The sequence below is a fragment of the Paenibacillus sp. MT86 genome, from assembly GCF_058792535.1.
Genome location: NZ_CM179499.1, coordinates 6,521,795 through 6,547,152, shown reverse-complemented (window position 1 = coordinate 6,547,152; position 25,358 = coordinate 6,521,795). Strand labels below are relative to the sequence as shown.

General features: G+C 54.0%; 20 protein-coding genes. 10 read left to right on the top strand and 10 right to left on the bottom strand.

Annotated features, from left to right (window positions below; all coding sequences use genetic code 11):
* Positions 1-7: 7 nt before the first annotated feature.
* The 3 genes from AC3RCL_RS29890 to AC3RCL_RS29880 all read left to right on the top strand — a co-directional run bounded on the left by AC3RCL_RS29890 (position 8) and on the right by AC3RCL_RS29880 (position 4,856).
* Positions 8-3,385, top strand: coding sequence for a GH36-type glycosyl hydrolase domain-containing protein (locus AC3RCL_RS29890; RefSeq protein WP_492533586.1), 3,378 nt, complete (start codon positions 8-10; stop codon positions 3,383-3,385).
* An 82-nt stretch (positions 3,386-3,467) separates the two neighbouring features.
* A complete protein-coding gene (locus tag AC3RCL_RS29885) occupies positions 3,468-3,965 on the top strand; it encodes a GNAT family N-acetyltransferase (RefSeq protein WP_015737774.1) in 498 nt (165 codons plus the stop codon).
* 231 nt (positions 3,966-4,196) lie between these two features.
* On the top strand, positions 4,197-4,856 hold the full coding sequence (locus tag AC3RCL_RS29880) for an MOSC domain-containing protein (RefSeq protein WP_492533584.1): 660 nt from the start codon (positions 4,197-4,199) through the stop codon (positions 4,854-4,856).
* A 159-nt stretch (positions 4,857-5,015) separates the two neighbouring features.
* Here AC3RCL_RS29880 and AC3RCL_RS29875 read toward each other — a convergent pair whose 3' ends face one another.
* Entirely contained in the window at positions 5,016-5,564 is a 549-nt protein-coding gene (locus tag AC3RCL_RS29875) for a GNAT family N-acetyltransferase (protein ID WP_009594522.1), read from the bottom strand.
* Between the two features lie 48 nt (positions 5,565-5,612).
* Entirely contained in the window at positions 5,613-5,867 is a 255-nt protein-coding gene (locus AC3RCL_RS29870; RefSeq protein ID WP_492533582.1) for a DUF2164 domain-containing protein, read from the bottom strand.
* A 273-nt stretch (positions 5,868-6,140) separates the two neighbouring features.
* On the opposite strand from AC3RCL_RS29870, the gene AC3RCL_RS29865 reads away from it, so the two are divergent.
* Complete coding sequence (locus AC3RCL_RS29865; protein ID WP_096775839.1) at positions 6,141-7,859, top strand: glutamine--tRNA ligase/YqeY domain fusion protein; 1,719 nt, start codon at positions 6,141-6,143, stop codon at positions 7,857-7,859.
* Between the two features lie 165 nt (positions 7,860-8,024).
* Here AC3RCL_RS29865 and AC3RCL_RS29860 read toward each other — a convergent pair whose 3' ends face one another.
* The gene (locus AC3RCL_RS29860; RefSeq protein WP_452518977.1) at positions 8,025-9,260 is read right to left on the bottom strand and encodes an MFS transporter; all 1,236 of its coding nucleotides are present in this window, start codon (positions 9,258-9,260) and stop codon (positions 8,025-8,027) included.
* A 188-nt stretch (positions 9,261-9,448) separates the two neighbouring features.
* Here AC3RCL_RS29860 and mobA point away from each other — a divergent pair, with 188 nt between their 5' ends.
* Positions 9,449-10,093 carry a molybdenum cofactor guanylyltransferase gene (mobA, locus tag AC3RCL_RS29855; protein ID WP_492533580.1) on the top strand — a complete coding sequence of 215 codons (645 nt, stop codon included), beginning with the start codon at positions 9,449-9,451 and terminating at the stop codon, positions 10,091-10,093.
* A gap of 124 nt (positions 10,094-10,217) precedes the next feature.
* Here the strand turns inward: mobA and moaA are convergent, their stop codons facing one another.
* Positions 10,218-11,222: a GTP 3',8-cyclase MoaA gene (gene moaA, locus AC3RCL_RS29850; protein WP_192570385.1), complete on the bottom strand. Its 1,005-nt coding sequence runs from the start codon at positions 11,220-11,222 to the stop codon at positions 10,218-10,220.
* A 343-nt stretch (positions 11,223-11,565) separates the two neighbouring features.
* On the opposite strand from moaA, the gene AC3RCL_RS29845 reads away from it, so the two are divergent.
* Entirely contained in the window at positions 11,566-12,243 is a 678-nt protein-coding gene (locus AC3RCL_RS29845; RefSeq protein ID WP_492533577.1) for a TorD/DmsD family molecular chaperone, read from the top strand.
* 87 nt (positions 12,244-12,330) lie between these two features.
* Here AC3RCL_RS29845 and AC3RCL_RS29840 read toward each other — a convergent pair whose 3' ends face one another.
* The 5 genes from AC3RCL_RS29840 to AC3RCL_RS29820 form a co-directional block, all read right to left on the bottom strand.
* Positions 12,331-15,558: an efflux RND transporter permease subunit gene (locus AC3RCL_RS29840; protein WP_492533575.1), complete on the bottom strand. Its 3,228-nt coding sequence runs from the start codon at positions 15,556-15,558 to the stop codon at positions 12,331-12,333.
* A gap of 27 nt (positions 15,559-15,585) precedes the next feature.
* Entirely contained in the window at positions 15,586-16,539 is a 954-nt protein-coding gene (locus AC3RCL_RS29835) for a TetR/AcrR family transcriptional regulator (protein ID WP_492533573.1), read from the bottom strand.
* Between the two features lie 152 nt (positions 16,540-16,691).
* Positions 16,692-17,006 (bottom strand): DMT family transporter, encoded by a 315-nt coding sequence (locus AC3RCL_RS29830; RefSeq protein WP_009594524.1) that lies wholly within the window; start codon positions 17,004-17,006, stop codon positions 16,692-16,694.
* Positions 17,006-17,347 (bottom strand): DMT family transporter, encoded by a 342-nt coding sequence (locus AC3RCL_RS29825; RefSeq protein WP_096775844.1) that lies wholly within the window; start codon positions 17,345-17,347, stop codon positions 17,006-17,008. Before AC3RCL_RS29825 ends, AC3RCL_RS29830 begins: the two co-directional genes overlap by 1 nt.
* A gap of 97 nt (positions 17,348-17,444) precedes the next feature.
* Entirely contained in the window at positions 17,445-18,041 is a 597-nt protein-coding gene (locus tag AC3RCL_RS29820) for a TetR/AcrR family transcriptional regulator (protein WP_213580673.1), read from the bottom strand.
* A gap of 201 nt (positions 18,042-18,242) precedes the next feature.
* Here AC3RCL_RS29820 and cls point away from each other — a divergent pair, with 201 nt between their 5' ends.
* Complete coding sequence (gene cls, locus AC3RCL_RS29815; protein ID WP_492533570.1) at positions 18,243-19,745, top strand: cardiolipin synthase; 1,503 nt, start codon at positions 18,243-18,245, stop codon at positions 19,743-19,745.
* 67 nt (positions 19,746-19,812) lie between these two features.
* Here cls and AC3RCL_RS29810 read toward each other — a convergent pair whose 3' ends face one another.
* Positions 19,813-21,342: a phospholipase D family protein gene (locus tag AC3RCL_RS29810; protein ID WP_492536495.1), complete on the bottom strand. Its 1,530-nt coding sequence runs from the start codon at positions 21,340-21,342 to the stop codon at positions 19,813-19,815.
* A 325-nt stretch (positions 21,343-21,667) separates the two neighbouring features.
* On the opposite strand from AC3RCL_RS29810, the gene fni reads away from it, so the two are divergent.
* The 3 genes from fni to prfA all read left to right on the top strand — a co-directional run bounded on the left by fni (position 21,668) and on the right by prfA (position 25,354).
* Positions 21,668-22,780 (top strand): type 2 isopentenyl-diphosphate Delta-isomerase, encoded by a 1,113-nt coding sequence (fni, locus tag AC3RCL_RS29805; RefSeq protein WP_192570389.1) that lies wholly within the window; start codon positions 21,668-21,670, stop codon positions 22,778-22,780.
* 180 nt (positions 22,781-22,960) lie between these two features.
* Positions 22,961-24,061 (top strand): redox-regulated ATPase YchF, encoded by a 1,101-nt coding sequence (gene ychF, locus AC3RCL_RS29800; RefSeq protein ID WP_090909881.1) that lies wholly within the window; start codon positions 22,961-22,963, stop codon positions 24,059-24,061.
* Between the two features lie 225 nt (positions 24,062-24,286).
* Positions 24,287-25,354 carry a peptide chain release factor 1 gene (prfA, locus tag AC3RCL_RS29795; protein ID WP_452518987.1) on the top strand — a complete coding sequence of 356 codons (1,068 nt, stop codon included), beginning with the start codon at positions 24,287-24,289 and terminating at the stop codon, positions 25,352-25,354.
* Positions 25,355-25,358 lie beyond the last annotated feature (4 nt).

Genomic DNA, 25,358 nt, shown 5'->3' with positions numbered 1-25,358 from the left:
GAAACTTGTGACAGCCAATCATGTAATGAACGATGCGAAAGTTGTACTCCAGGCGGGAGAATTGACGTTTACCTTTTTGCCGAGCGGGGATCTTTATCAAGCTGCTTACGGCACGACGATGATCAATCAACTGCTCTCCAATTCGATTGACGGCGCCCTCAACAATTTGTTTCTGAGAATCCATACCGAAGACGGCATCGAGGCCGTTCCCATGCTCGGGGTGCATTCCCGAAGCGTGGTCACGCATGCGGATAACCGGATGATGTGGGAAGGCAGCGTCAAGGGAGTGGCCTATACGATACGGTTTACCCCGACGGATGCCGGTGCGTGGTTTTGGGACATCGAGCTCCAAGGGGAAGGAATACAAGCCGACGTCGTTTACGGACAGGATATCGGGATTGCCCTTCCAGGCGCCGTTCGAAACAATGAAGCGTACTTGGCCCAATACATCGACCATGCCGTGTTCCGTCAGGAAGATCGGGGTTATGTCGTGTGCTCCCGCCAAAATCAGCCGCAGGGTGGCGTCTTCCCTTATCTTCAGCAGGGATCGCTGACATCGGCGGTCGGGTATGCCACGGACGGCTTTCAGTTCTTCGGTCTTTCCTATAAAGAGACGAATCGGGCAGAGGCTTTATTCAAAGAGAACCTCCCGAATGAGGTATATCAATACGAGTTTGCCTATACGGCTCTGCAGTCCCCTCGCGTAACGTTGAACGGGACGGCCCGGTTCGTATTCTACGGTTTGTTTAAGGAGGATCATCCGGATGCCGTCACTGCGCTCGAATACCAGGAGGAGCTCCAGGCCGCCTGGCAGCAGGCGGAAGCACGCCGTTTGACCGATGCGGGCAATAAGCTGCCGCAGATGGAACGTTCCGACCGCTTCGGCGAACCTCTGCAGTCCGTGCCGCTGACGGCAGACGAACTGAACGCACTGTATCCTGTGCGCCGCCAAGAGGAGCGAGACGGGGAAACGCTGCTTTCGTTCTTCACGGACACCTATGAGCATATCGTCTTGAAGGAGAAGGAGCTTCGCGTGGAGCGTCCGCACGGCCATATCTTGATGAGCGGCAACAACGTCAAGCTGGGCAGCCCGGTCATCACGACCACCTCCTACATGTATGGCGTGTTTAATTCCCAGCTGGTGACGGGAAACACGAACTTTAACAAAATGATGAGTCATGCGCGGAACGCGCTGAACGTGCCCAAGACTTCTGGACAGCGGATCTATGTCGAGATGGACGGACAGTACCGCCTCTTGACGATGCCGTCCGTGTTCGAGATCGGGTTTAACTATGTACGCTGGTATTACAAAACCGAAAACGACAAGCTGATCATCACGAACTTCACGTCCGCCGCGGCACCGGAGGTTACGCTTCAGGTCCGTTCCGAAAGCGGAAGAGCCTACCGTTATTTGGTGACCATGCAGATGACGATGGATGTTAACGAATATGAAGTGCCGTATCATGTGGTCCAGGAAGACGGCGTCCTCACGTTCCGTGCCGACGCGGCTTCGCTGAGCGCGTCCGTGTACAAGGATCTGCATTATCGCCTTGGGGTGACGGGAGCCGATATCCAGGTGACGGACGAGACCTGTCTGGCAAGCAACATTGCGCCAGGGAGCGCTTCCTTAACGGTGCTCGAGCTTGCCGAGAGTGCCGAGTGGGCCATGACGGTGCAAGGCAGCCTTGATGCAGCGGATGCTCCAATCGAGGCGCGGAATGCGGATGAGGAGATTGCAAACTATCGTTCGTTTTACGCATCCGTTATGAACGGGTTCCATCTGAGCTTGAACAACGGGCAGGATGACGGTTTATTCAAAGTCAATGCGCTTGCCTGGTGGTATACGCACAACATGCTCGTCCATTATTCGGTGCCGCACGGGTTGGAACAGTACGGCGGTGCGGCGTGGGGAACGCGCGATGTATGCCAGGGACCCGTGGAATATTTCATGGCCACGCATAAATACGAGCAGGTCCGCGATATCCTGCTTGAGGTGTATTCCCACCAATATGAGGATGACGGAAACTGGCCGCAGTGGTTCATGTTTGATAAGTATGCCCATATCCAGCAGGAAGAGAGCCACGGCGACATCATCGTATGGCCGCTGAAGGTGCTGGGCGATTATTTGGCCGTTACCAACGATTACAGCATCCTGGAGTCGGCCGTTCCATACACGAGAAAGCACAGCTTCGATTTTACGGAGCGGACGTATACCGTGCTTGAACACGTGAAGAAGCAAATAGCCTATATTCAGGAGCATTTCCTACATGGTACCCATCTGTCTTCTTATGGGGACGGGGACTGGGACGATACGCTGCAGCCGGCTAACGCCCAGCTGAAGCATTTCATGGTCAGCAGCTGGACGGTCGCCTTGACGTATCAGACCTTGAACCAGTTCTCCCGCGTCATGGAAAGCGTGGATCAAGCAATGTCGGGTGCGATGGGGGAACTCGCGGAAGGAATTCAGCGGGATTTCAATACCTATATCCTGAATTCCGAAGTCATTCCGGGCTTTGTCTATATGGAGAGCAAGGAGCAGAGCAGATTCCTGCTGCATCCGTCCGATGAGGAAACGGGGATCCAGTACCGCCTGCTGCCGATGACGCGCAGCATGATCAGCGAGCTGCTGACCCCGGAGCAGGCGGCCAGCCATTACGAGATTATCCGGGAGCAGCTGTTCTGTCCGGACGGCGTAAGGCTGATGAACCGCCCGGCGGTATATGCCGGCGGCGTCAGCACGCACTTTAAGCGGGCGGAGCAAGCGGCGAATTTCGGCCGGGAGGTTGGCCTTCAATATGTGCATGCGCATATCCGCTTTGTCGAAGCCATGGCCAAGCTCGGCAAGAGCAGCGAGGTTTGGAGCGGGCTTGAGCGCATCAACCCGATCGGCATCACCGAGGTCGTGCCGAATGCGGAGCTGCGCCAGAGCAATGCTTATTTCAGCAGCTCGGACGGAAAGTTCAATACGCGCTACGAAGCCCAGGAATCGTTTGATGCGCTGCGCAGCGGAGACATACCTGTCAAAGGGGGATGGCGGATTTATTCCAGCGGTCCGGGGATCTACATGAACCAGCTGATCTCCAATGCGCTCGGCATCCGCGAAGCGGGAGGCGACCTGGTGATCGACCCGGTTCTGCCGAAGGCGCTGGATGGTTTGGAGTTCCAATTCAACTATGCCGGCGTGCCGGTAACATTCGTTTATCATATGGATGGCGCCGAGCGGACCCGTGTCACGATTAACGGGCAGGATGTATCCGCGAATACGGTCCAGAACCGCTACCGCACGGGAGGCGTTCGCATCTCGGGCGAAGATTTCAAGCGGTTGACCGAAAATGACGAACAAGGCTGCGTCGTGGATATTTACGGCGGCGTTCATGAACAATAAATCGTAACCCGTGAAACTCGTCTGCAGGAACCGAACCGGTCTGTTATAATGAAGGGAATGGTTATCGAAGCGAGGGATGTCGATGAAGACCCGTCAAGAGACAGTGACGATCCGGTTCTCGGAAATGAAGGATGCCGCTGCGCTTATGGAACTCGACGAACTGGTATGGGATCGCAATACGGCCCCGGAGCCCCTGAAATGGAGCTCGCGGGACCATTATCTTCTGCAGTGCCCGCCAGGCACGCAGCTTGTTGCGCTGCACGAGGGGGAGCTGTGCGGTTACGTCGGCTTCCGTTCGCCCACAGGCCTTAACAGCAATCGCCATGTGCTCGAGCTGAACATCGCGGTCCACCCTGCCCATCAGCGGCAGGGCATCGGACAGCGGCTGATCGAGGCGGCGAAGGATATGGCGCGGGTGGAAGGCATTGCGAAGCTGAGGCTGCGGGTGCTGTCCAGCAACCCGGGCGCGCTCTCCTTTTACAGAAACTGCGGGTTTAAGGAAGAGGGGCGGCTGATTCGGGAGTTCTACGTGGATGGACGTTACGTTGATGATATTTTAATGTGTTACTTCTTATCATGATTCCCCTCAGGATATCGCCCTGGTCCGGTTCACGGATGCAAAAGAAATGAGATCATAGGGTTGAACAGTCCGGCGGCTTTGCCGGGCTGTTCGTATGATTAGGTCAACCAGAGAGTTCTGTCTGGTTGGCCTTTTTGTTTTTGGGGTCCTCCCACTGAAACGGCTTCTGGACAAGGGCATACCCGATTGCATATAGTAGATGAAAAGAAAGATAGCGGAGGTTGTTTTTCCATGACCATGGGCATTGTATCGCTGAACGTTGGAAAGCCTGTAACGGTGGATTACCAAGGGAAGGACCTGTCTACCGGAATTTATAAGCAGCCTGTGGAAGGTCCCCTGTTCCTAAGTTCATTGAATTTCGAAGGGGACGGCCAAGCCGATCTCATCAATCACGGCGGCTTGGATAAGGCGGTGTGCGCGTACCCTTCGGAGCATTATCCGTACTGGGAACGGTCCTTGTGCAAACCGATGACGTATGCCGCATTCGGCGAAAATCTGACGCTGCGAGGGCTGCTGGAGGATGAAGTCTGCATTGGAGATGTATACCGGATAGGGGGGGCGGTGCTGCAGGTCAGCCAGCCCCGATATCCCTGCTTTAAGCTGTCGCAAAAGCATGGCGTCAAGGACATGCCGGCAAGGGTGCTGAACACGGGTTACAGCGGTTTTTATTTCCGCGTGCTCGAGGAAGGAAAGGTCAGCGCAGACTCCCCCGTTACCCGGCTTGATTCCCAAGCTTCCGGCATCACGGTGCTGGAAGTGCTTCGCATGATGAAGGACGGGCGAAAGGATGAACAAGGGCTTGAGCGCATGCTGGAGATCGACGAACTCGCCTCAAGCTTGAAGTCGCAATTCAGGACATGGCTGGCGACCTTTCGAAGCCGTCAGGATTGAAGTCGCGCGGACTCTTGCCAAGCTCTAAGCCAAGGTTCGCCCGCGTTCTAGAACACATACGGACAACAAAAACGGCTTGCGTCCTTTTGGTAGGATACAAGCCGTTTTTTTATTGGGATGATAGAAAATGCCAGTACCGGCGAAGCTAAACCGTATGCGTTACCTCATCCGCTTCCATTCGCTCTGAATCATGCCGTAGACCGCATGGTTGACATAGCCTTGGGGCAGCTTCTCGGCTTCCCGTATGACTCCCTCAAGGACAAAGCCCAGACGTTCCGGAATCGCCCGGCTGCGATGGTTAGCCGTTGCGCATCGAATCTCCACCCGGTTCAGGCCCATGCGCATCAGCGCGTGATCCGTGAACGCGCGGCACGCGCTTGTCATCAGGCCTTGCCCCGTAAAATGCTGATCCAGCCAGTAGCCGATGCCGACCGAGCGGTTGTTCCAATCGATCTCGTGAAACGAGATCGTGCCCGCCAGCTCCTCGCGCACCCAGATGCCTGCCGAGAAGCCGCCATTGTCGGCTGCTTGCTTCATGGCACCCTTGATATAGTTGAGGGTATCGTTAACCTCGGTGACGGCATCCACCCACGGAAGCCACTTGCGGAGACGGTCACGCGACCGGTCGGTAATCTCGAACATCGCCCGTGCATGTTCGATGGCAAGCGGGCGCAATTCAACATGATCGTCCAATGTGTATCCAAACATACGGTATCTCCTTTGTTCTCCATTGCGAAGTATAAAGTATATGTACCTCTAACGAGTTCGCTTCACTTTTTGCTCCAATGCGTAAATATCTTCTTCCAGGGAAATCATGCGCTGATTGAAAACCGTTCGGCAGTCGCTGAGCGCTTGATTGTATAGATGAGGCCCCAAGGTCTCCACGAAAAAATCAAGAACACTCTCCGCGGCCAGATTTCCGAGGGTTTCGCCGCGTTCCGTTTCAAAGTATTCCTGCACCAATTCAATCAGCTGTTCGCGCTGTTCCTTTGGAAATTTGCTGGGTTTCATAAGATGATCGCCGGCCTCCTTCAACTGTTTTTCTCTCCATGCTACCCTATTAAAAAGCCCCCGTCAAAATGATTTTCGCCGCTATATCCGGCTAAGGGAGGAGCCTCTGCAAACAGGTTGAGGACTTGTAGTTATTGCCTGCCGGCCCCCCTGTCCCAAGTCGCGGGCTTACTGCGCGGGAGTGCCGAATTCCTTGAACAATCGCGTCATTACAGGTATATTTAAGAGAAACACGTTTATACAGGAGATAGACAGAAATTACAGGACGAAAGGTTGATCAACGTGGAGAACCATCGGGGCACCCCCTCCAATTTCATAAAGAATGTTATTACCGAAGACCTGAAGTCCGGTAAAGTCAAGGAGATCGTTACCCGTTTCCCGCCGGAGCCGAACGGTTACCTGCATATTGGACATGCCAAGGCCATTTGGATCAATTTTACGCTGGCCGATGAATTCGGCGGACGGACACACTTGCGGTTTGATGACACGAACCCGGTGAAGGAAGACATCGAGTACGTGAACTCCATCAAGGAAGACGTGAAGTGGCTTGGCTTCGATTGGGAAGAGCTGCGGTTCGCGTCCGATTATTTTGAAGAGATGTACAATCGCGCGGTGCTGTTGATTAAGAAAGGGAAGGCTTACGTGGACGACCAGTCCGCTGACCAAATCCGCGAAACGCGCGGAACCTTGACCGAGCCTGGACAGAACAGTCCATACCGGGACCGCAGCGTGGAAGAGAACCTGGATCTGTTCGAGCGGATGCGCAAAGGGGAATTCGCCAACGGCGAACGCGTGCTGCGCGCCAAGATCGATATGGCTTCCCCGAATATCAATCTGCGGGATCCGGTCATCTACCGGATCTCCCACGCGCACCATCACAATACAGGGGATAAGTGGTGCATCTATCCGATGTATGCTTTTGCCCATCCGTTGGAGGATGCCATCGAAGGGGTTACGCATTCCCTGTGCTCCCTGGAGTTTGAAGATCAGCGCCCGTTCTATGATTGGGTCGTGGCGGAATGCGAGATGGACAGCACGCCGCGTCAGTACGAATTCGGGCGTCTGAACGTGGCGCAGACGGTCACCAGCAAACGCAAGCTGAAACAGCTCGTGGACGAGAACATCGTAGACGGCTGGGACGACCCGCGCATGCCGACGATCTCCGGACTTCGCCGTCTGGGCTATACGCCGGAAGCCATTCGCAATTTCGTGTTCGAGACGGGAATTTCGAAGGCTTACGGCACGGTGGACCGCCAAGTGATGGAGCACTTTATCCGTGAAGACCTGAAGCTGAAGGCGCCCCGCACGATGGCCGTGCTGGACCCGCTGAAGGTGGTTATTACGAACTACCCTGAAGGTCAGGTCGAATGGCTGGATGCCGAGAACAACACGGAGAATCCGGAGATGGGGATCCGCCAGATTCCGTTCTCGCGCGAGATTTACATTGAGCAAGAGGATTTCATGGAAGATCCGCCGAGCAAATATTTCCGCTTGTTCCCGGGCAATGAGGTCCGGTTGAAGCATGCGTATTTCATCAAGTGCAATGACGTGATCAAAGACGAGAACGGCAAGGTCGTCGAGATTCACTGCACATACGATCCGGAGACGAAGAGCGGCAGCGGCTTTACCGGACGCAAGGTGAAGGGGACGATTCACTGGGTGGAGGCCACGCAGGCCGTGCCTGCCGAATTCCGTCTGTTCGAGCCGCTGTTCAAGGACGAAGACGAAGAAGCGGAATTGGTGCACGAGGTTGCAGGCGAAGCGGAGGAGGCAGCTGCCGAGAAGTCCTTCTTGGACGACATCAATCCAAATTCGCTGCAAATCGTGCAAGGCTTCGTGGAGCCGAATATGAAGGATGTTGCGCCGCAGGACAAGTTCCAGTTCTTCCGCCACGGATATTTCAACGTCGACTCGAAGTATTCGCAGCCAGGACGTCCGGTATTTAACCGCGTGGTTTCCCTGAAGAGCTCGTTCCAGCTTCCGAAGAACTAAACAAGCCAGAGAATAAAAAAAGGGCACGGGTAGGCGCTGATCAGGTCGACCTGGCCCCTAAACGTAAACAAGACTCGAAGATTCCGTTCCAGGATTCATTCGAGTCTTGTTATATTTACGGTGATATCATCTTGGAAGTGAAATCGTACGGGAGATAACTGCGCGCTAACTCGCAGCGTACTCCTCGATCTCGTCCTCTTCGGGATCGTCCGGGTGCAGCGGCTGGTATCCGTGCCTGCGGAGGTTGTACCACATCCAGCCAAAGCCGATGGCGCCCACGATGGCGAGCATCGTACCGGTCCGGTACATGGCCTGCGCCCCGAAGTTCTGGAACATCCAGCCGCCGGCAAGGCCGCCGATGACACCGGATATGCCGCTCCAGCTTAAGGTATAGATCGCTTGGCCGGAGGCGCGGTACGGCGTCGGAACAAACAGCATCGTCAGCTGAACGCCGACATAGAAGTAGCCGCCGAAGGTAACGCAGTGCAGCAGCTGGATGAAGGCGACCTCCAGCGGGCTGTTGGCTTCGGCCATAAGCAGCCAGCGGAGCGCGAAGAGCAGGCTGACAATCGTCAGGCAGCCGACCAGGACGTTGATTTTCCGCTTCAGGAAGCGGTCAAACAGAATGAAGACCAGCACTTCGAATATCGATGAGAAGAAGATGGCGAGGCCGACCGTCTGCTTGGACCCGCCCAGCTCCAGAATGTATAGGGACATAAAGGTATTGTTCGCCGTGTTCGGGATGGATACCATGATGCCTAACAGGATGAACCAGACGAAATAGGAGTTCAGGAACAGCCTGCTGAGTCCCCTGAGGCTGACCGATGCCGATGCAGCCGTTTTCTGAATGGAGGGCAGCGTAAACATGAACACGGCCGCCACCAGCAGCATGATCGAGAACACGATGGCGATGCGTCCCGAGCCGAGCCGGTCGATGACAGGCCCGGCAGCGATGGCCGTCAGCGCCCATCCGAGCGAGCCCCACAGCCGGAACGAGCCGAACTTTTGCTGGGTTCCATCAATATAGGTCAGAATGAGCGAATTCGTTTGCGAGAACATCGGCGTCTGGAAAAAATAAAAGAAAATCATCGTCATGTATATCATTGCATAGGTATTCGCCTGAAAAACAAGCTGAACCAGCAGCAGCGTACCGGTCATCATGATCAGCAGCACGCGTTTGATGTTGGCCGCCCGGTCACTCCAGAATCCCCAGAACGGATTGGCGAAGATGGACACAAATGGCGCAATCGCCATCAGGCTGCCGATTTCGATTTTGCTCATGCCGATATCTTGCAAATACAACTGGAAGAAACCGGTGAAGATGACCATGGTTCCGTAAATGAAGAAGTTGAACAGCTTGAGCGATGTCAGCGAAGGTTGAGCATTGTCCATATTCCGCAAGTAGGTCATTCCTTTCAAACCGAATACAATCCATAATCGCGGTATAAGAAAAAAGCCGCTTTCCTTTCAATGTATCACGCATTGAAAAGGGATACAAACCATCTTTTAAATGATTTTCCATTATTCTGGATATTAACCTATAAACTGAATCCGATTTTTTATAACATGAAGAAAGGCTGGTGGAGCATATGAGCGTTCACTCCCAAGATGTACGTCTGCCATCGGGTCAAGTGACGGGCATCGCCCTTGCTGGAGGAGCCTCCCGGAGAATGGGGAGAAACAAGGCGCTGCTGCCCATGGAGGGGATGAGTTTGATTGAACGGACGGTCCACGCGCTGGACAAAGTCAGCGGAAGGGTGATCCTGTCTGCCAATGACCCGGAACCTTATCAATTCCTCGGCTTGGAATGCGTCCCCGACCTTTATGTCGGACAAGGTCCGATGGCGGGCCTTCACGCCGCCCTGAAGTCTTCCCGGAGCACATGGAACCTGGTCGCAGCTTGCGATATGCCTTATATCCACGAGCGGTTTCTCCAGGGGCTGCTGGATCTGGCGAACAAGCAGGACACGGCTGAGGCCGTAATCCCGGTCGTGGAAGGAAGGATGCACCCGCTGCTGGCAGCGTATCGCAGAGAGACCGCGGAAAGCCTTGAGCGCAGGCTGATCCGGGGGCAGCTCCGCATGGTGGAGTGGGTGCAGGAGCTGAATGCCGTCTTTTCGAATGAGGAGGAATTAGCGGAGGTTACCGGCCTTGATCCGCGCCGAATCTTATTTAACATGAACACGCCCGGGGATTACGAGGCCGCAGGCGGTCTGCTGAATACGGAAGAATGATCGGTCCCCTGCACGCATCCTATAAAAATAGCCCCGCCATCTGAATACTTGGCGGGGCTTTCTAGTATATAAAGGCGGTTTGCTTTGGTTATGCTGATTCTGCTCTCATGCGCTGAGCAGAAGCTCATCCGCCGATCTGCGACATGCGCCGGGCCGTAGGAGTATGGCTTTGGGCCTTTTTCTCCAGCGCGAGCGCCATTTCATGGTTCAGCGGCTTGGCGCCGAGCGCTTTGCGGAACAGGTTCGCCACGGCCGAAGGGTCATCGATGACGCGGCGCACGTTAAATTCGTCCGACCAATATAGGCAAGCCTTGATATGGCCGTCGGCCGTCAGCCTGAGCCGGTTGCAGGAATCGCAGAAATGATCGCTGACCGGATGGATCAAACCGAACGTTCCCGTTGCTCCAACCACCTTCATATTGCGTGAAGGACCGTTGCCGGAAGGGCCCTGCTCTTCTTGAATGGCCCAGCCGGCCTCTTGGCACACTTCGGCTACCCGGCTCAGCGGCAGGTACGAATCCCGCCAGGTATCGGATGCTTGGCCGATCGGCATGTATTCAATAAAGCGGACATGAAGGGGACGATCAAGCGTCAGGGCGATAAAGTCGCGAATCTCGTCCTCATTGAAGCCCTTCATTAACACCATGTTCAGCTTGATCGGATTCAGGCCGGCTTCATAGGCGGCTTCAATGCCTTCCAGCACTTTATGCACCCGGCCGCCGCGCGTGATGCGAGCGTAACGCTCTTCCTGGAGCGAATCCAAGCTGATGTTGATGCGGGTGAGTCCCGCTTCCTTCAGCAGGCGGGCCTTGGAAGGGAGCATGATCCCGTTGGTGGTGAGGGATATATCTTGAATTCCTTCAATGGAAGCAATCTGATGGACCAAGGTTTCCAGATCCTTGCGCACAAGCGGCTCGCCGCCGGTAAGGCGTACTTTGGAGACGCCCATGGGGGCCAGAACGCGCATGATCGCGGCGATCTCTTCATAGCTCATTATCTGATCGTGAGGTTGGAATTCCATCCCTTCTTCCGGCATACAATATACACAACGAAGATTGCACCGATCCGTCACCGAGATTCGAATATAATCATGGACACGACCGAAGGAATCTTTAAGCGGTTCGATCATGGAAATCCCCCTTTTACTAGCGTGCATGGTCACATTGTAGCCATTCCCCGAACAGGAGTCAATGCATTGTAAGGGTCATGTCAGCCGGACAAGCCGCACGCATAAGTTCAAGGATTTGTGAGAAGTATCACAGAAAACGCTTTCTAAATCCTGTATATTGAACCTGTGGACCAAAGCTTTCTCCCCTTGAAAGCGAGTAGTGACATTCTAGATTTCCGAAAGTTTCCTGGTTTTTCCGAAATTTTCGGAAATCATTTCAAACTGCTTTCATTAGACGTTCATCTAAGATATACTGTCAAGGATATCACATCCAACAAGAAAGGTTACCAATAGGAGGTTCGATATGGCGATATCACCTGTTCAAACTTTGGAGGTGCCTGACGTCTGTCACAGGTGGCTTGAAAACCGGGGGACGGTCTACGAGCTGCTGATTGATTTTTTGGGCAATTGGCCCAGCTTGTCTATGATTGCGGAATGGAGCCGCGGGAGCGGAATTAGCAAGGCGGCGGAGTGTTCGAAGGCCGGTACGGACCTGATGAAATATTTATGCGGACGCTCGCCTGAGGAATTGGTTCGGATTTGCGAATATGAGGGGGCGGAATACCGTCGTCTGCTTCAGCTGTCCAAACCTCGCCAGGCGGTGGAATCCCATTATACGAAGGATGGATGCGCTCAGGATTTGGCTGAGTGTTATGCATCCGCCGGTGTTGCCTTTAATAAACTGCATGGCGAAGCGGACGATCATATAGCCATTGAACTGGAATTTATGACACTGCTTCATGACCGTATGCTGAACAATACGTATTGTGAAGATAGCATGTTGCAATTAATGGAGGTACAAGAGAAATTTTTGGAGGAGCATCTGATGTCATGGGTGCCATCCCTATGCAAGGACCTGAAGGGGTCCACGCAAAGTCCGCTATACCAGTCGTTATTCAGCCTGCTGGAGGAATTCCTCGCACAGGATCTGAACATGCTGAAGACCTGGAAGCATTCCAAGGAAGTCATGCTGGTGCATTAGCGCCAGCATCATAATCATCGTCACCAGACAGAACAACGCCCCGGTCTCCTAATGCAGGAGGCCGGGGCGTTTGGTATTTTAATCTAATTAATCTTCGATTCTCTTCTTGCTGAACTTCATCAGGAATTCGTACACGATAGGTACAACCACGAGCGTCAGCAGCGTCGAACTGATCAGGCCGCCGATAACCGTGATGCCGAGTCCTTTCGAGATGATGCCTGCGCTGCTCTCCCAGCCGAATACGAGAGGAAGGAGCGCGCCGATGGTTGCCAGTGCCGTCATCAGAATCGGACGAAGGCGGGTAGCGCCGGCTTCGAGCAGGGCTTCGCGCGTGCTCATTCCTTCGCGTTCCATATGGATCACGCGGTCGATCAACACGATCGCGTTCGTCACAACGATACCGATCAGCATGAGCACGCCCATCAGTGCAGACACGTTCAGTGTTTCGCCCGTGACGAGCAGGCCTATGATAGCGCCGATGACAATGAACGGCAGCGAGAACAGGATGGCGAATGGAGCGAGTCCCCCGCCAAACGTAACCACGAGTACAAAGTATACGATAGCGATGGCCGCCAGCATCGCAAGCCCGAGCTGTCCGAAGGTTTCGTTAATTTGCTCGGTGACGCCTCCGAATTGGACGGACACGCCGTCCGGAAGCTCAAGCTTGTTCACTTCGGTCTCCAGGTTGGTCGAAGCCGAGCCTACATCGCTGGACAGGATGTCGGCTGTGACACTCACAACCATTTTACCGTCGATGCGCGTAATGGAATCCGGAGTGGTTCCTTTTTCCACCTTGGCCACATCCTTGATCGGTACTTCGATGCCAAGCGGAGAGGTCACGGTTTCGTTCTCGATTTCCTTAATGCTCTTATAGGTTTTGCTGTCCGCTTCAATATAAACATTGTAGGTTTTGTCTTCGATCTTGACTTCGGTCAAGACCGGACGTTCCCGTACCGGGGCCAGCTTCATGGCCAGCTGTCCGGCCGTCAGGCCCAGTGAGCTGAGCTTCTCTTGATCGGCTACCAGCGTGTACTGCTCAAACGCTTCGGACAAGCTGGTTTCCGCATTTTCAAACGTCGCGGTATCCTTGTTCGCAAGCTCTGCGATTTGATCGGCCACCGGCTTGATCTGCTCCAGCGAGTCGCCGAAGACGTTCACCGTCAGCTGGCTGCCGCCAAAGCCGCCGGCTGCCATGTCCATATTGGACCAAGTGCCGTCCGGCACTTCCTTGGCAAGATCTTCGATGAGCGTCTTTTTGACGTCTTCGAAGTTTTTCGTGTCCGGATCATACATAACGTAGAACAATCCTGAATTGGCGGAGCCCATGCCCAGCGGATTGCTTCCGCCGATGGAGTATTGCATCGATTGCACGCCTGGTTGATCCAGGATCAGCTTCTCGGCTTTTAAGGCTCGATCCTCAACATCCTCCAGCATTACGCCAGGCTCAGGTGAATAGGTGACCATCGCGTATTTGTCTTCCTGTTCCGGAATAAAGCTTACGCCCAGGTACTTGGTCAAGAACAAGCTTCCAACGAGCAACACGATGGCTGCCAGGAAGGTAATCGCTTTGTGATTCAAGGTCCATTTCAAGATGGAGCGATAGCCGCGGGCCATGGCACCCGGCTTCTCTTCATGATCATGTGTGTTCTTCAAGCCTTTGCGGAACAGGCTGTGCGCCATGGCAGGTACGAGCGTAATCGCCACGACCAGGGAAGCAAGCAGGGCAAAGACCATCGTCAATGCAAACGGCATGAACAGCTCTCCTACCATGCCGCTGACCAATGTAAGCGGCAGGAATACCGCGATGGTCACGATGGTGGAGGACATGATCGGCACAAACATTTCGCGCGTAGCGGCGCTGATGAGCTCTCGGCCCTTCAATTTCTCGGTCGAGAGGGACATGCGCCGGTAAATATTCTCGATAACCACGATGGAGTCATCGACAACCCGGCCGATGGCAACGGTCATGGCACCGAGCGACATCATGTTCAAGGTGATATCCATTTGCTTCAGGCACAGAACCGCAATCAGCAAGGACAGCGGGATCGAAATGATCGAAATAATCGTCGAACGGATGTTGCGCAGGAAGACCATAATGATCAGAACGGCGAACAACGCACCGAATAATGCCTTGGAAAGCATCGTATGGACAGAGTCCTCAATCGGCTTGCCTTGGTCCAGCATGATCGTCAGATCCATGCCAGGATACAGGCCTCTCAATTCTTCGGCCTTGTCTTTGACCTGGTTCACGACGTCAACCGTGTTGGCATCGTTTGCTTTTACGATTTGGATACCGATCGATTCCTTCCCGTTGGTGCGGGAGATGGATTCCGAGGAGCCGATCACTTCAATTTTGGCAATCTCGCTCAGTTTGACGGTTGGAATGCCGGTTGGCATACCAGGAGCACTATTTTGTCCACCAGCGCCAGCACCAGCAGCGGCTTCAGCGCCAGCGCCAGGCACGGCTTGCTGACCGGCCCCTGCAGCATCGCCAGGCGGCTGTTGCTGCTGGCCTGCACCGGCATTCGGAGCACCGGCGCCGGCAGACGCATCCGCCCCGCCGCCACCCGGAATGACCGGAATGGCGATATTCTTCAGATCGTCGATGCCGATGATGCCGCCATCAACGGCAACGGCTTTTTGGGACTTTTCCATTTCGAACATGCCGAGCGGAGCGTACAGCGCCGAACCTTGCACGATACCTTTGACGGTATCCTCGGTCAGGCCAAGCTCGCTCATTTTGTCCTGGTTAAACTTAAGCTGTACCTCATTCACGAATTGGCCGGCTACCTGGATGGAAGCAACCCCGTCCAAATCCTCCAGCTCGGGAACGATGTCATTCTCCGTGATGCGGGTCAATTCATCCAATTCCATATTGTCCTTGTTAGCAATGCTTAACGAGACAACCGGCATGGAGCTCATGCTGAATTTGGATATGGTAGGTTTCTGGGCGTCGTCAGGCAGCTTTACCTCGTTGATGGCTTCGCGAACAGCCGCCGTAGCGTTGTCCAGATCACTACCATAATCAAACTCAACCATGACATTCGCTGCGTTCTCCATGGAAGTGGAGGTTACGGTTTTGACGCCGTCGATATTGCGGAGTCTCGTCTCGAGCGGTTTGGTTACATCCTCCACAACGCCTTCGGGAGATGCACCAGGATAAATGGCGGTGACACTCAAGAACGGAACGTTAATATCCGGAATGGTTTCTTGCTTCATCGTCAGTCCGCCGTACAATCCACCGAAGCTGACGATGATGGTCAGCAGCCAGATCGCAAACTTGTTGCGCAGCGAGAAATTGATAATTCCTTTCATTAGGCGATTCTCTCTCCTCTCCAAACTCTATGTCTCTAATTTGAACGAATTCCCCTGCATCATGCCGCCGGGCGTAAGATAGCTTTCAAGCACAGTCGAAATGGTGCCTTTGAGCTCGGTATACAATGCTTCGATTTCCTCGATCCCCTCCAAGTTAGCAAGCATTCCTTTCAGAACGGCCCGGCTGGGCTGGAGGCCAAGCAGCTCTTTCTCCATAATATTGAGGGATTCCATCGCATCTTCCCGCTCTTCCGGCTCGGCCTGAACCTTCTTCAGCTCGCTTTTCATTGCCTTAATGACGATCAGCGGATGGCGCTGTTTGGGAACGTCGGTCTTGCATAATTGGCCCAATTGGCCAACCGCCTCCATCGGGATCAGCGGCTCCGGACGTCTGCGAAGAATGCTGGCTACGATATCATCGAGCAGCTGGATCTGGTGATCTGCCGTGATTCCCACATTCAAATGAAATCCCGGCATGAACAGAAAGCGGATATACGAACCCAGCATGCTGGCCAAGAACATGCCAATCTCCATCGTATACGGCTCAACGTCCGGTCCATAAATGGTTTTCAGCTTATTGTTAAACCACTGCAAAGCAGCAAGCATCTCCTGCCGCATATTTTCCTTGTCAAAAGGCGGTTTTCCCGGCATCTGATCATGGATTTGCTTCAGGAGAAATTCCCGGATCTCTAGAAAATGGATCAGAAGCACTTCCGTCTGTTTACGCAGCTGTTCCTTAGGCGCTAGCAGCGGATCGTGGTCGACCCGGAGAATCTCGTCTTTGATCCGGCCTGCGATATGCTCGTAAATGCTCTTTTCCAATTCCTCTTTGGACTTGAAATGAAGATAGAGGCTGCCTTTCGACATCCCGCATACTTCGGCGATTTCCTGCATGGAGGTAACCGAAGAGCCCTTCGCGGAAAACAGCTGCATCGCAGTGATGAGAATTTGCTGTCGTTTTTCTGCCGTTTTATCAGCCAATCAATAGCTCACCTCGCTTGAGAACTTATCGGTTCTTAGATTGACCATAAGGTCAAGAAATATTATATATGAAAAAGAACGACCGTTTCAACTTTACTACGGTCGTCCTTTTCGTTAGGTTCTGAAAACTTGCGATTTTTCTTGAAAAAATATTAGCTGATCAATTTCAGGCCCACGGCCGAGCACAGGATCATGGCGATAAACAGCACTCTCCGCCATTCCTTGGGCTCCCCGAACAGAAACATGCCGGTCAGGGCCCCGCCGGCCGTTCCGATACCCGTCCAGATCGCATAAGCGGTCCCCATGGGCAGCTCGGTCATGGCGTAGGAGAGGAGGGAGAAGCTGGCGGCGAATGATAAGGCCAAAATCAGTACATAACGCCAGCCTTTGCGATCCGACACGCCTTTGATGCCGATGACGCCGCCGATTTCGAATAATCCGGCGAATATAAGCGCAATCCAAGCCATTATTTACTCACCTCCGGTTCGGCGTGATCAGCCGTAACAAGCTTAAGGCCGATGACGCCGGCAAGCAGCACGCAGATCAGAAGCACCTTGACCAGTTTAAACGGCTCTCCGAAGAACAGCATTTCGGACGCGACCGTTCCGGCGGTGCCGATCCCCGTAAAGACGGCATATACGGTTCCGACCGGCAGCCGTTTGGCCGCCTCGATAATAAGATAGAAGCTCGCTGCGATGGCGGCCAAGGTCCCAAGCCATTCCCAGATGTTGGCTGAATGCTTCAACCCCATCACCCATATGATTTCAACCAATCCAGCCAGCAGCACGTAACCCCAGTTGCGATTCATTATGTTTGTCACTCCTTTTATGAAAAGAACGGTAACCTTACATTACAAATTCTTTCGACTACAACTTCCTGCTTAGGATGCGTCATTCCATCAGGATTTAACTCTTGTGGTTATATCTTTGCTTCGTTACCCCTAACCAATACACAGGCCAAGCAGCTGCAAGGCGTCTTGAGGCCCGTTCTTCCCCGCCGTACACGGTTTCCAGATGGATCCCGTCCACCAAGGTCATAAAGGCTATCGCCGCATTGCGCGGATGACGGATGATGCGGCCCTGCTCCGGGCAGCCCGCGGCAAGCAGCTTCGACAGGTTCTGCTCCTGTTGATCCAGCAGCGGATACACCATCGCCATCACTTCGTCATACAGCGTGCTAGGCGGGAAGAAGGCCATCCGCATGAAGAACTGGACCTCGTCATCTATTTGATAAGCTTGGAGACGATTCTCAAGAAATCCGTGCAGCTGCTGCTCCAGCGGCCAATCGGAATGGTCAAGGAAATAGGCTACCATCATTTCCTCCTGACGATGGAATACGTCCTGGAGCACTTGCAGAAACAAATCCTTCTTACTCGAAAAATGGGCGTATATCGACGGTTTCTTGATACCGCAATCGTCGGCGATATGTTTTAGCGATGCCCCTTCGTAACCGTTTTTGGCAAAGTGGGCAAGAGCGGACTGTTTAATGTCGGCGGCACTCATTGAATTCCTCCTAACTAACGATCGTTAGTTATATTTCTATCAAATGGCGTCAGCATTGTCAATCTCTTTTTTCTGGGACATCGGGCACTTGCCGGCCCAAGGAGAACAGTCTTTAGTTCCTGGGGGAGATCATGTAGAATATGTGTGACCAGCATCGTGCATACAGAGACAGAAACGATGAAGAACAAGGGGTAAATGGATATGAGAAAGGGAATAGAGGCTGTACTGATCACCGCGCTATTGTTCGCGTTTTATTATTTTGGCATGCATTATTTCGGGAAGACGACAGGGACGGTTATCGGGATATTCTCTACGCTGACCGTCGTATCCATCGGATTCATGATTTTTATGGAGAATCGCCATCCTTCCAGCACCATGGCCTGGATCCTGCTGCTGGCGCTTGTCCCCATCGTCGGGCTCGTCTTTTATTTTTTGTTCGGACAGAACTATTTCAAACGGAGAAAATACGATAAAAAGGCGAGGAAGGACGGTCTGGTTTACACCAGCGAGGTCCTGCGCAAGAACACACCCGACATCTCCTGCTTCAAGCTGGAAGTGCAGCAGCTGCTTCAGCTGTCCACCCGGCTTGCGCGCACGCCGATATCGTTCTCAAGCGACACGAAGGTGCTGACCGATGGGGAAGAGACCTTTGCTGCATTGATTGCGGAGCTGGAGCAAGCGGCGCACCATATTCATATGGAATATTACATTTACCGCCCGGATGCGATCGGAACGCAGATCCAGGAAATTTTGATACGGAAGGCGAGGCAAGGGATTGCCGTGCGATTTATGGTGGACGCCGTCGGCAGCCTGCAGCTGCCGCCTTCCTTCCTGCAGGAGATGCGGGATGCGGGCGTGCAGGTGGCCGTGTTCGGCAGTCCCAAGACGATCTTCTTCACGAGCCGCGTGAATTACCGCAATCATCGCAAAATCGTCGTGATCGACGGCAGCGTCGGGTTCGTTGGCGGCTTGAATGTGGGAGACGAGTATTTAAGCCGCAGCAAAGCATTCGGTTTCTGGCGCGACACCCATATGCTTGTCCGGGGAGAAGCGGTCCGTACGCTTCAGGTTGTATTTTTGCAGGATTGGCAGTATATGACGGGGGAGCAGCCGAACGAGCCGATCTATTACTCCCCGGATTTGCTGGAGAACCGCAGCGGCGCCGTACAGATTATCGCAAGCGGTCCGGATAATGAACGGAGAGCCCTCAAGAACATTTTTTTCTCCATGATTGTGTCGGCTCGTAAGTCGGTGTGGCTGGCTACGCCTTATTTTATACCGGATGAGGACATTCTTACAGCGCTCAGGGTTGCCGCCTTATCGGGTCTTGACGTGCGCATTCTGTTTCCGTCGAAGCCGGACAAGTGGCTGCCCTTCCTCGCGTCCCATTCCTATTTTCCGGCCCTGCTGGATGTTGGGGTAAGGGTCTATGAATACGAAAAAGGGTTCATGCACTCCAAGCTGCTGATCGTCGACGGCGAGGTGGCCACCATCGGAACGGCCAATATGGACATGCGGAGCTTCCATCTTAATTTTGAAGTCAACGCATTGCTCGTACACACGGACAGCGTAAGCAAGCTGGTATCCGATTTCGAGCATGACCTGGAATCCGCCATCGTGTACGACCGCCATCATACCCGCAAAAAGAGAATCATGACACGGCTGCTTGAATCCGCTGCCCGGCTGATGTCCCCCCTGTTGTAAACGCAGCGGAAGAAGCCGGGAACGGCCGCTTCCCTAAACCTGTTCGTTCCATCTATTTGTAAGAATTTTAAAAGGTAGTGAAGCCCAGGCTTTTTTGCAATTTAAACAGGATGTCCTTCATCCATGTGGTTTTTCCCAGATAAGCGTCGACGTCTAGACTGAACTGGGCATCTTCGTTGAACCATATCCGATGAAAGTAACGGTCCAGATCCCGGGTGAGCGGATGATTATGAGGGGCGGCGATCCACAGATTGTTCTCCAAATTCAGATCGTCCAGGTTCCGCTTTGTGAAATTGGTTGACCCGCCGGTAATAATCGATTTGCCTGTCGGTTTGGCAATGTACATGAGCTTGGTATGATACTGTTCGGTGCCGGTGTTGTACCAGCGAATGGAGATTTTTCCTTTGGATTTCTGAATGAGCTCGGCGGCAGCCGGACGGTTGGGGATGCCGATTTTGTCCCGGCCGAAGGCGTTCTGGTTCGGATCCAGAATGAGACGGATGTCGACGCCTCGGTCCGAGGCTTGCAGAAGCCGTTCCATGACTTTACTGTCGGCCAGGTAGAACATCCCCATCCAGAGCGTGTCCCCGGGCTGCGACTGCTCAATGCCCTCCAGCACATATTTATAGATTTTTCCTTCCGTCAAATAACGAACATCGACGCCGTTTGGTTGACCTGAAGGCTGCACCGCCGGCTTGGAACCGGGCTCGTATTCCGGCAGTTTGATCGGGCTTGTAAGGTTAACGGCGGCTTGCTCCGCCGCAAGCATATCGCCGATGATGTCCCCGCTCGTTTCGAAGGCGATGTTCGAGTGGAAGGCGCTGGCGTCATGCATGTTGGCCGAAGTCACCAGCGCGGTGTTCTCGCTGATCACGACTTTGCGGTGATTGGCTTTCACGTTCAGCAGCTTCAGATAGGAGCGAACGGTAATATCGGGTGCTTCGGTTGCCATCAGATTGGGGAGCGTGCCTTTGCCGGACTGGCCGAACCACTGAATGAACGTGCGCCATACGGCGGAATAAGCGGGCGTGGAGTCCCGCAGCCGGTTGACATCAGTTACAATCACATGAATGCCTGCTGCCTTCATGGACTCGAACTCCGGCGGCGTATAGGAGCCGTACCCGGTATTCACTTCGTCGGTGATAAAGAATATATCCATATCGGGATGGTTCTTCTTATGGGTAACGAGGCGACGGGCAAGCTCTTCGCTGACTTTCGGGAATGTTTGGTCCTTATGGGCATATCCGTTGAACAGAAACATATCGATCACCAGGAATTTTCGCGATTCGTCGATAATTTGGCCGATGCGCGGTCCGATTTCTTGATCGTGGACAGGCTGACCGTCCGGTCCGGGATAGGTCAGGTCGATCCACATCTTCACGTCGCTCCGGTAGACTGGACTTTCATAGGAAATTCCACTCGGAAGAGGTTTATGAGTCTGATAGATCATCACGCCGATTAGCCATAGCATGAGAAGGACAAGACCCATGAATATTGTTTTTCGCATTCGGGAGCTTTTGGCATGAGGATTTTCTGGCAGGGGCTGCGTGCCTGGACCCGGTGCAGGTGGTTTAGCTGAATTATGGTTATGGAACATATGGCGGAAGTCCAAGATCGCCCATCCTCCTATCTTTTCTATTCGTAGGTCGTATAACGTTAATTAACATGAAAGTGCTGCCCTGACGCACTCCAGTTTATGCAATTCGGCAAGCACCGCGTTTGGGGATGATCCCGGGAAGCCGGGGCAGAATGCTATTTGGGAAGGTTTGTTGGGTTTCGAATATACGGGAGATCGTGAGAGCATCGGTATTAAAATTGTCAAAGGATGTACATATCATGCAGCTGGGACAACCTGCGACGTCAATGATATGCTTTAAATACGGTTTTATTAAGGATGAGTGAATCGGATAAGGAGGCACGGAATGAACTCAGAACATGAACAGACTGCGGGCAAACCTGCAACCGTTTCAGGCGGAGGATCAGGAAGATTTGGGGGCAGACTGATGCCGGAAGTGCCCACCGGCGAGCGGAAGATCGAGCATGTTCGATTATGCCTGGACGAAGAAGTGGGCTCCGTGGGGGTAACCACCGGTTTTGAACGTTACCGTTTTCGTCACGCCGCACTGCCGGAGATCGACTTTGGAGAGATTAAGCTGGACACGACGTTTCTTGATTTTTCCGTACGCACGCCATTCTTGATCAGCTCCATGACTGGCGGAAGCAAGGCCACCGGAGAGATCAATATGCGTCTTGCGGAAGCGGCGGAACGGCGCGGCTGGGCGCTGGGTGTCGGCTCCGTGCGGGCTGCGGTGGAGAAGGAGGAGCTTGCTTCGACATTCCGCGTGCGCGAGAGCGCGCCGAGCGTGCCGGTGATCGCGAACCTAGGAGCGGTGCAGCTGAACTATGGCTTTGGCCTTGACGATTGTCAGCGGGCGGTGGATATCGCCGGTGCGGATATGCTGGTTCTCCATCTAAACGGGCTGCAAGAAGTGTTTCAGCCGGAAGGGAACACCCGGTTCGGCCGTCTGCTGGGGCGCGTCGAGGATTTGTGCCGCACGCTTTCGATACCGGTCGGGATTAAAGAAGTGGGCTGGGGTATCGATGGCGAAACGGCGCGGTCTCTGCTGGACGTCGGGGCAGCGTTCATCGACGTGGCCGGTGCGGGCGGCACCTCATGGAGCCAGGTCGAGAAATTCCGCAGCCCGGATCCGGTCCGCCGCGCCGCTGCCGAGGCTTTTGCCGGGTGGGGCAATCCTACCGCGGAATGCATCGCGGAGGTGCGCGAAGCCGCGCCGGCCTGCGCGCTGATCGGCAGCGGCGGGCTGCAAAGCGGCGTCGATGCGGCCAAAGCGCTCGCGCTTGGCGCCGATCTGGCAGGCTTTGGCCGCGGACTCCTGGGCTCGGCGGTCGATTCGGTTGAAGCGCTCGATCAGCGGCTTGCCCAGGTGGAGCTGGAGCTGCGGACGGCCATGTTCGGTATCGGCGCGGGGAATATCGAGGCCCTGAAGTCCACCAAGCGGTTGATTCGTGCCTAAAACAGCGCGCAGAACACCGCAGAACGGGAATTCGCGATGGCAGTATATTCGTGTTGAAGTCTATGGGGTATCTGCTATAATTAATAAGATTGTTTAGCTGGTGATAGAGGCTTGGCGTATAGATCCCGAGCTTCGTATACTTATAAATAAGAGTAAACCTGATAAGGAGTTGTCACATAAATGGCTTTAAAAGCTGGAATCGTCGGTTTGCCGAACGTTGGCAAATCTACATTGTTTAATGCGATTACGCAGGCGGGCGCCGAGTCGGCAAACTACCCGTTCTGTACGATTGATCCTAACGTGGGCGTCGTGGAAGTGCCGGATGAGCGCCTCGACAAATTGACCGAACTGGTTCAGCCGAACAAGACGGTACCGACCGCTTTCGAATTCGTCGATATCGCGGGCTTGGTTCGCGGCGCGAGCAAAGGGGAAGGTCTTGGGAACAAGTTCCTGGCCCATATTCGGGAAGTGGATGCGATCGTTCATGTGGTCCGCTGCTTTGAAGACGAGAACATTACCCACGTCGACGGTAAAGTGAACCCGGTCAGCGACATTCAGACGATCAATCTGGAGCTGATCCTTGCGGATCTCGACAGCGTCGAAAAGCGGATCGAACGCGCGAAGAAGAACATGAAGGGCGGCAACAAGCAGTATGCTCAGGAAGTGGAGCTGCTGGAGCGCCTGAAGGAAGCCCTGTACAACGACCAGCCGGCACGCAGCGTGGAGCTGAGCGACGATGAGAAATTGATCGTGCGCGATCTGCACCTGCTGACGCTGAAGCCGGTATTATACGCGGCGAACCTGAGCGAAGACGGCGTTGCGGAAGCCGACAGCAATCCTTACGTGCAGCAGGTTCGCGATTTCGCGGCCGCGGAGAACGCGATCGTGGTGCCGATCAGCGCGAAGGTTGAGGCCGAGATCGCCGAGCTTGAAGGCGAGGACAAAGCGATGTTCCTTGAGGAGCTGGGACTGGAAGAGTCCGGTTTGAACCGTCTGATCAAGGCGGCATACAGTCTTTTGGGATTGTATACCTACTTTACCGCCGGCGTGCAGGAAGTGCGTGCCTGGACGATCCGCAAGGGAACGAAAGCACCGCAAGCGGCCGGCGTCATCCATACCGACTTCGAGCGCGGCTTCATTCGTGCGGAAGTCGTTGCTTACGATGACCTGGTTGCGGCGGGCTCGATGAACGGCGCGAAAGAGCGCGGACAGCTTCGTCTGGAGGGCAAAGAGTACGTCGTGAACGACGGCGACGTTATGCACTTCCGTTTTAACGTGTAATCGATGAAGGTTTCAAAGGCCATGGCTCCATGTCGCTTTGTGCATGGGACCGTGGTTTTTTTGAAGCGAACGGGAAAGGCGAGTACCCTTTCTTCGGTCAACTGCCTGCTAGTCAAACGTGTCGTTTCATGGTAAAATAAAAAGTCGTTTACACTTCATGAGTCATACGAAATGGAGTGCGAAATGGCATATCTTCAGGAATATATCTTAGAGAGGTGAATTCCTTTGTTGGACCGATTACAATCCCTTGCGGACCGTTATGAGAAGTTGAGCGAGCTGTTGTGCGATCCCGATGTCGCTAATGACTCCAAGAAGCTCAGGGATTATTCCAAAGAACAATCCGATTTACAGCCTGCTTATGAGGCTTATGTTGAATATAAAAACGTCACTGAAGAACTCGAAGCCGCCAAAACCATGCAGGGCGAAAAGATGGACGACGAGATGCGCGAAATGGTGAAAATGGAGATCGAGGAGCTCACCCAGCGCGAGCAAGAGCTGGCCGAAAGAATTCGGATTCTGCTGCTGCCGAAGGACCCGAACGACGATAAAAACGTCATTATCGAGATTCGCGGCGCAGCCGGGGGCGACGAGGCGGCACTGTTCGCTTCCGACCTGTACCGGATGTATACCCGTTATGCCGATACCCAGGGCTGGAAGGTTGAACTGATGGACGTCAACACCAACGATCTGGGCGGGTTCAAGGAAGTGATCTTCATGATCAACGGCCGCGGCGCTTACAGCAAAATGAAATTCGAGAGCGGGGCGCACCGCGTGCAGCGTATTCCGACCACGGAATCCGGCGGCCGCATCCATACCTCCACCTCCACCGTGGCGGTTATGCCGGAGGCGGAAGAAGTGGACATCGAAATCCATGACAAGGATATTCGCGTGGACACCTTCTGCTCCAGCGGCGCAGGCGGTCAGTCCGTTAACACCACCAAGTCGGCGGTGCGCGTAACGCATATTCCGACCGGCATCGTGGCTACATGCCAAGACGGCAAATCGCAGAACTCCAACAAGGAGAAGGCGCTGCAGGTGCTTCGCGCCCGTATCTTCGATATGATGCGTCAAGAGGAAGAAGCGAAGTACGCCGGGGAGCGCAAGAGCAAAGTTGGCACCGGTGACCGCAGCGAGCGGATCCGGACGTACAACTTCCCGCAAAGCCGCGTGACCGACCATCGGATCGGACTTACCGTTCACAAGCTGGATCAAGTGATGAACGGGGAGATTGAAGAGATCGTTTCGGCGCTGACCCTTGCGGAGCAGGCTGAAGCGATGGAAAAAGGAGTATAACGCT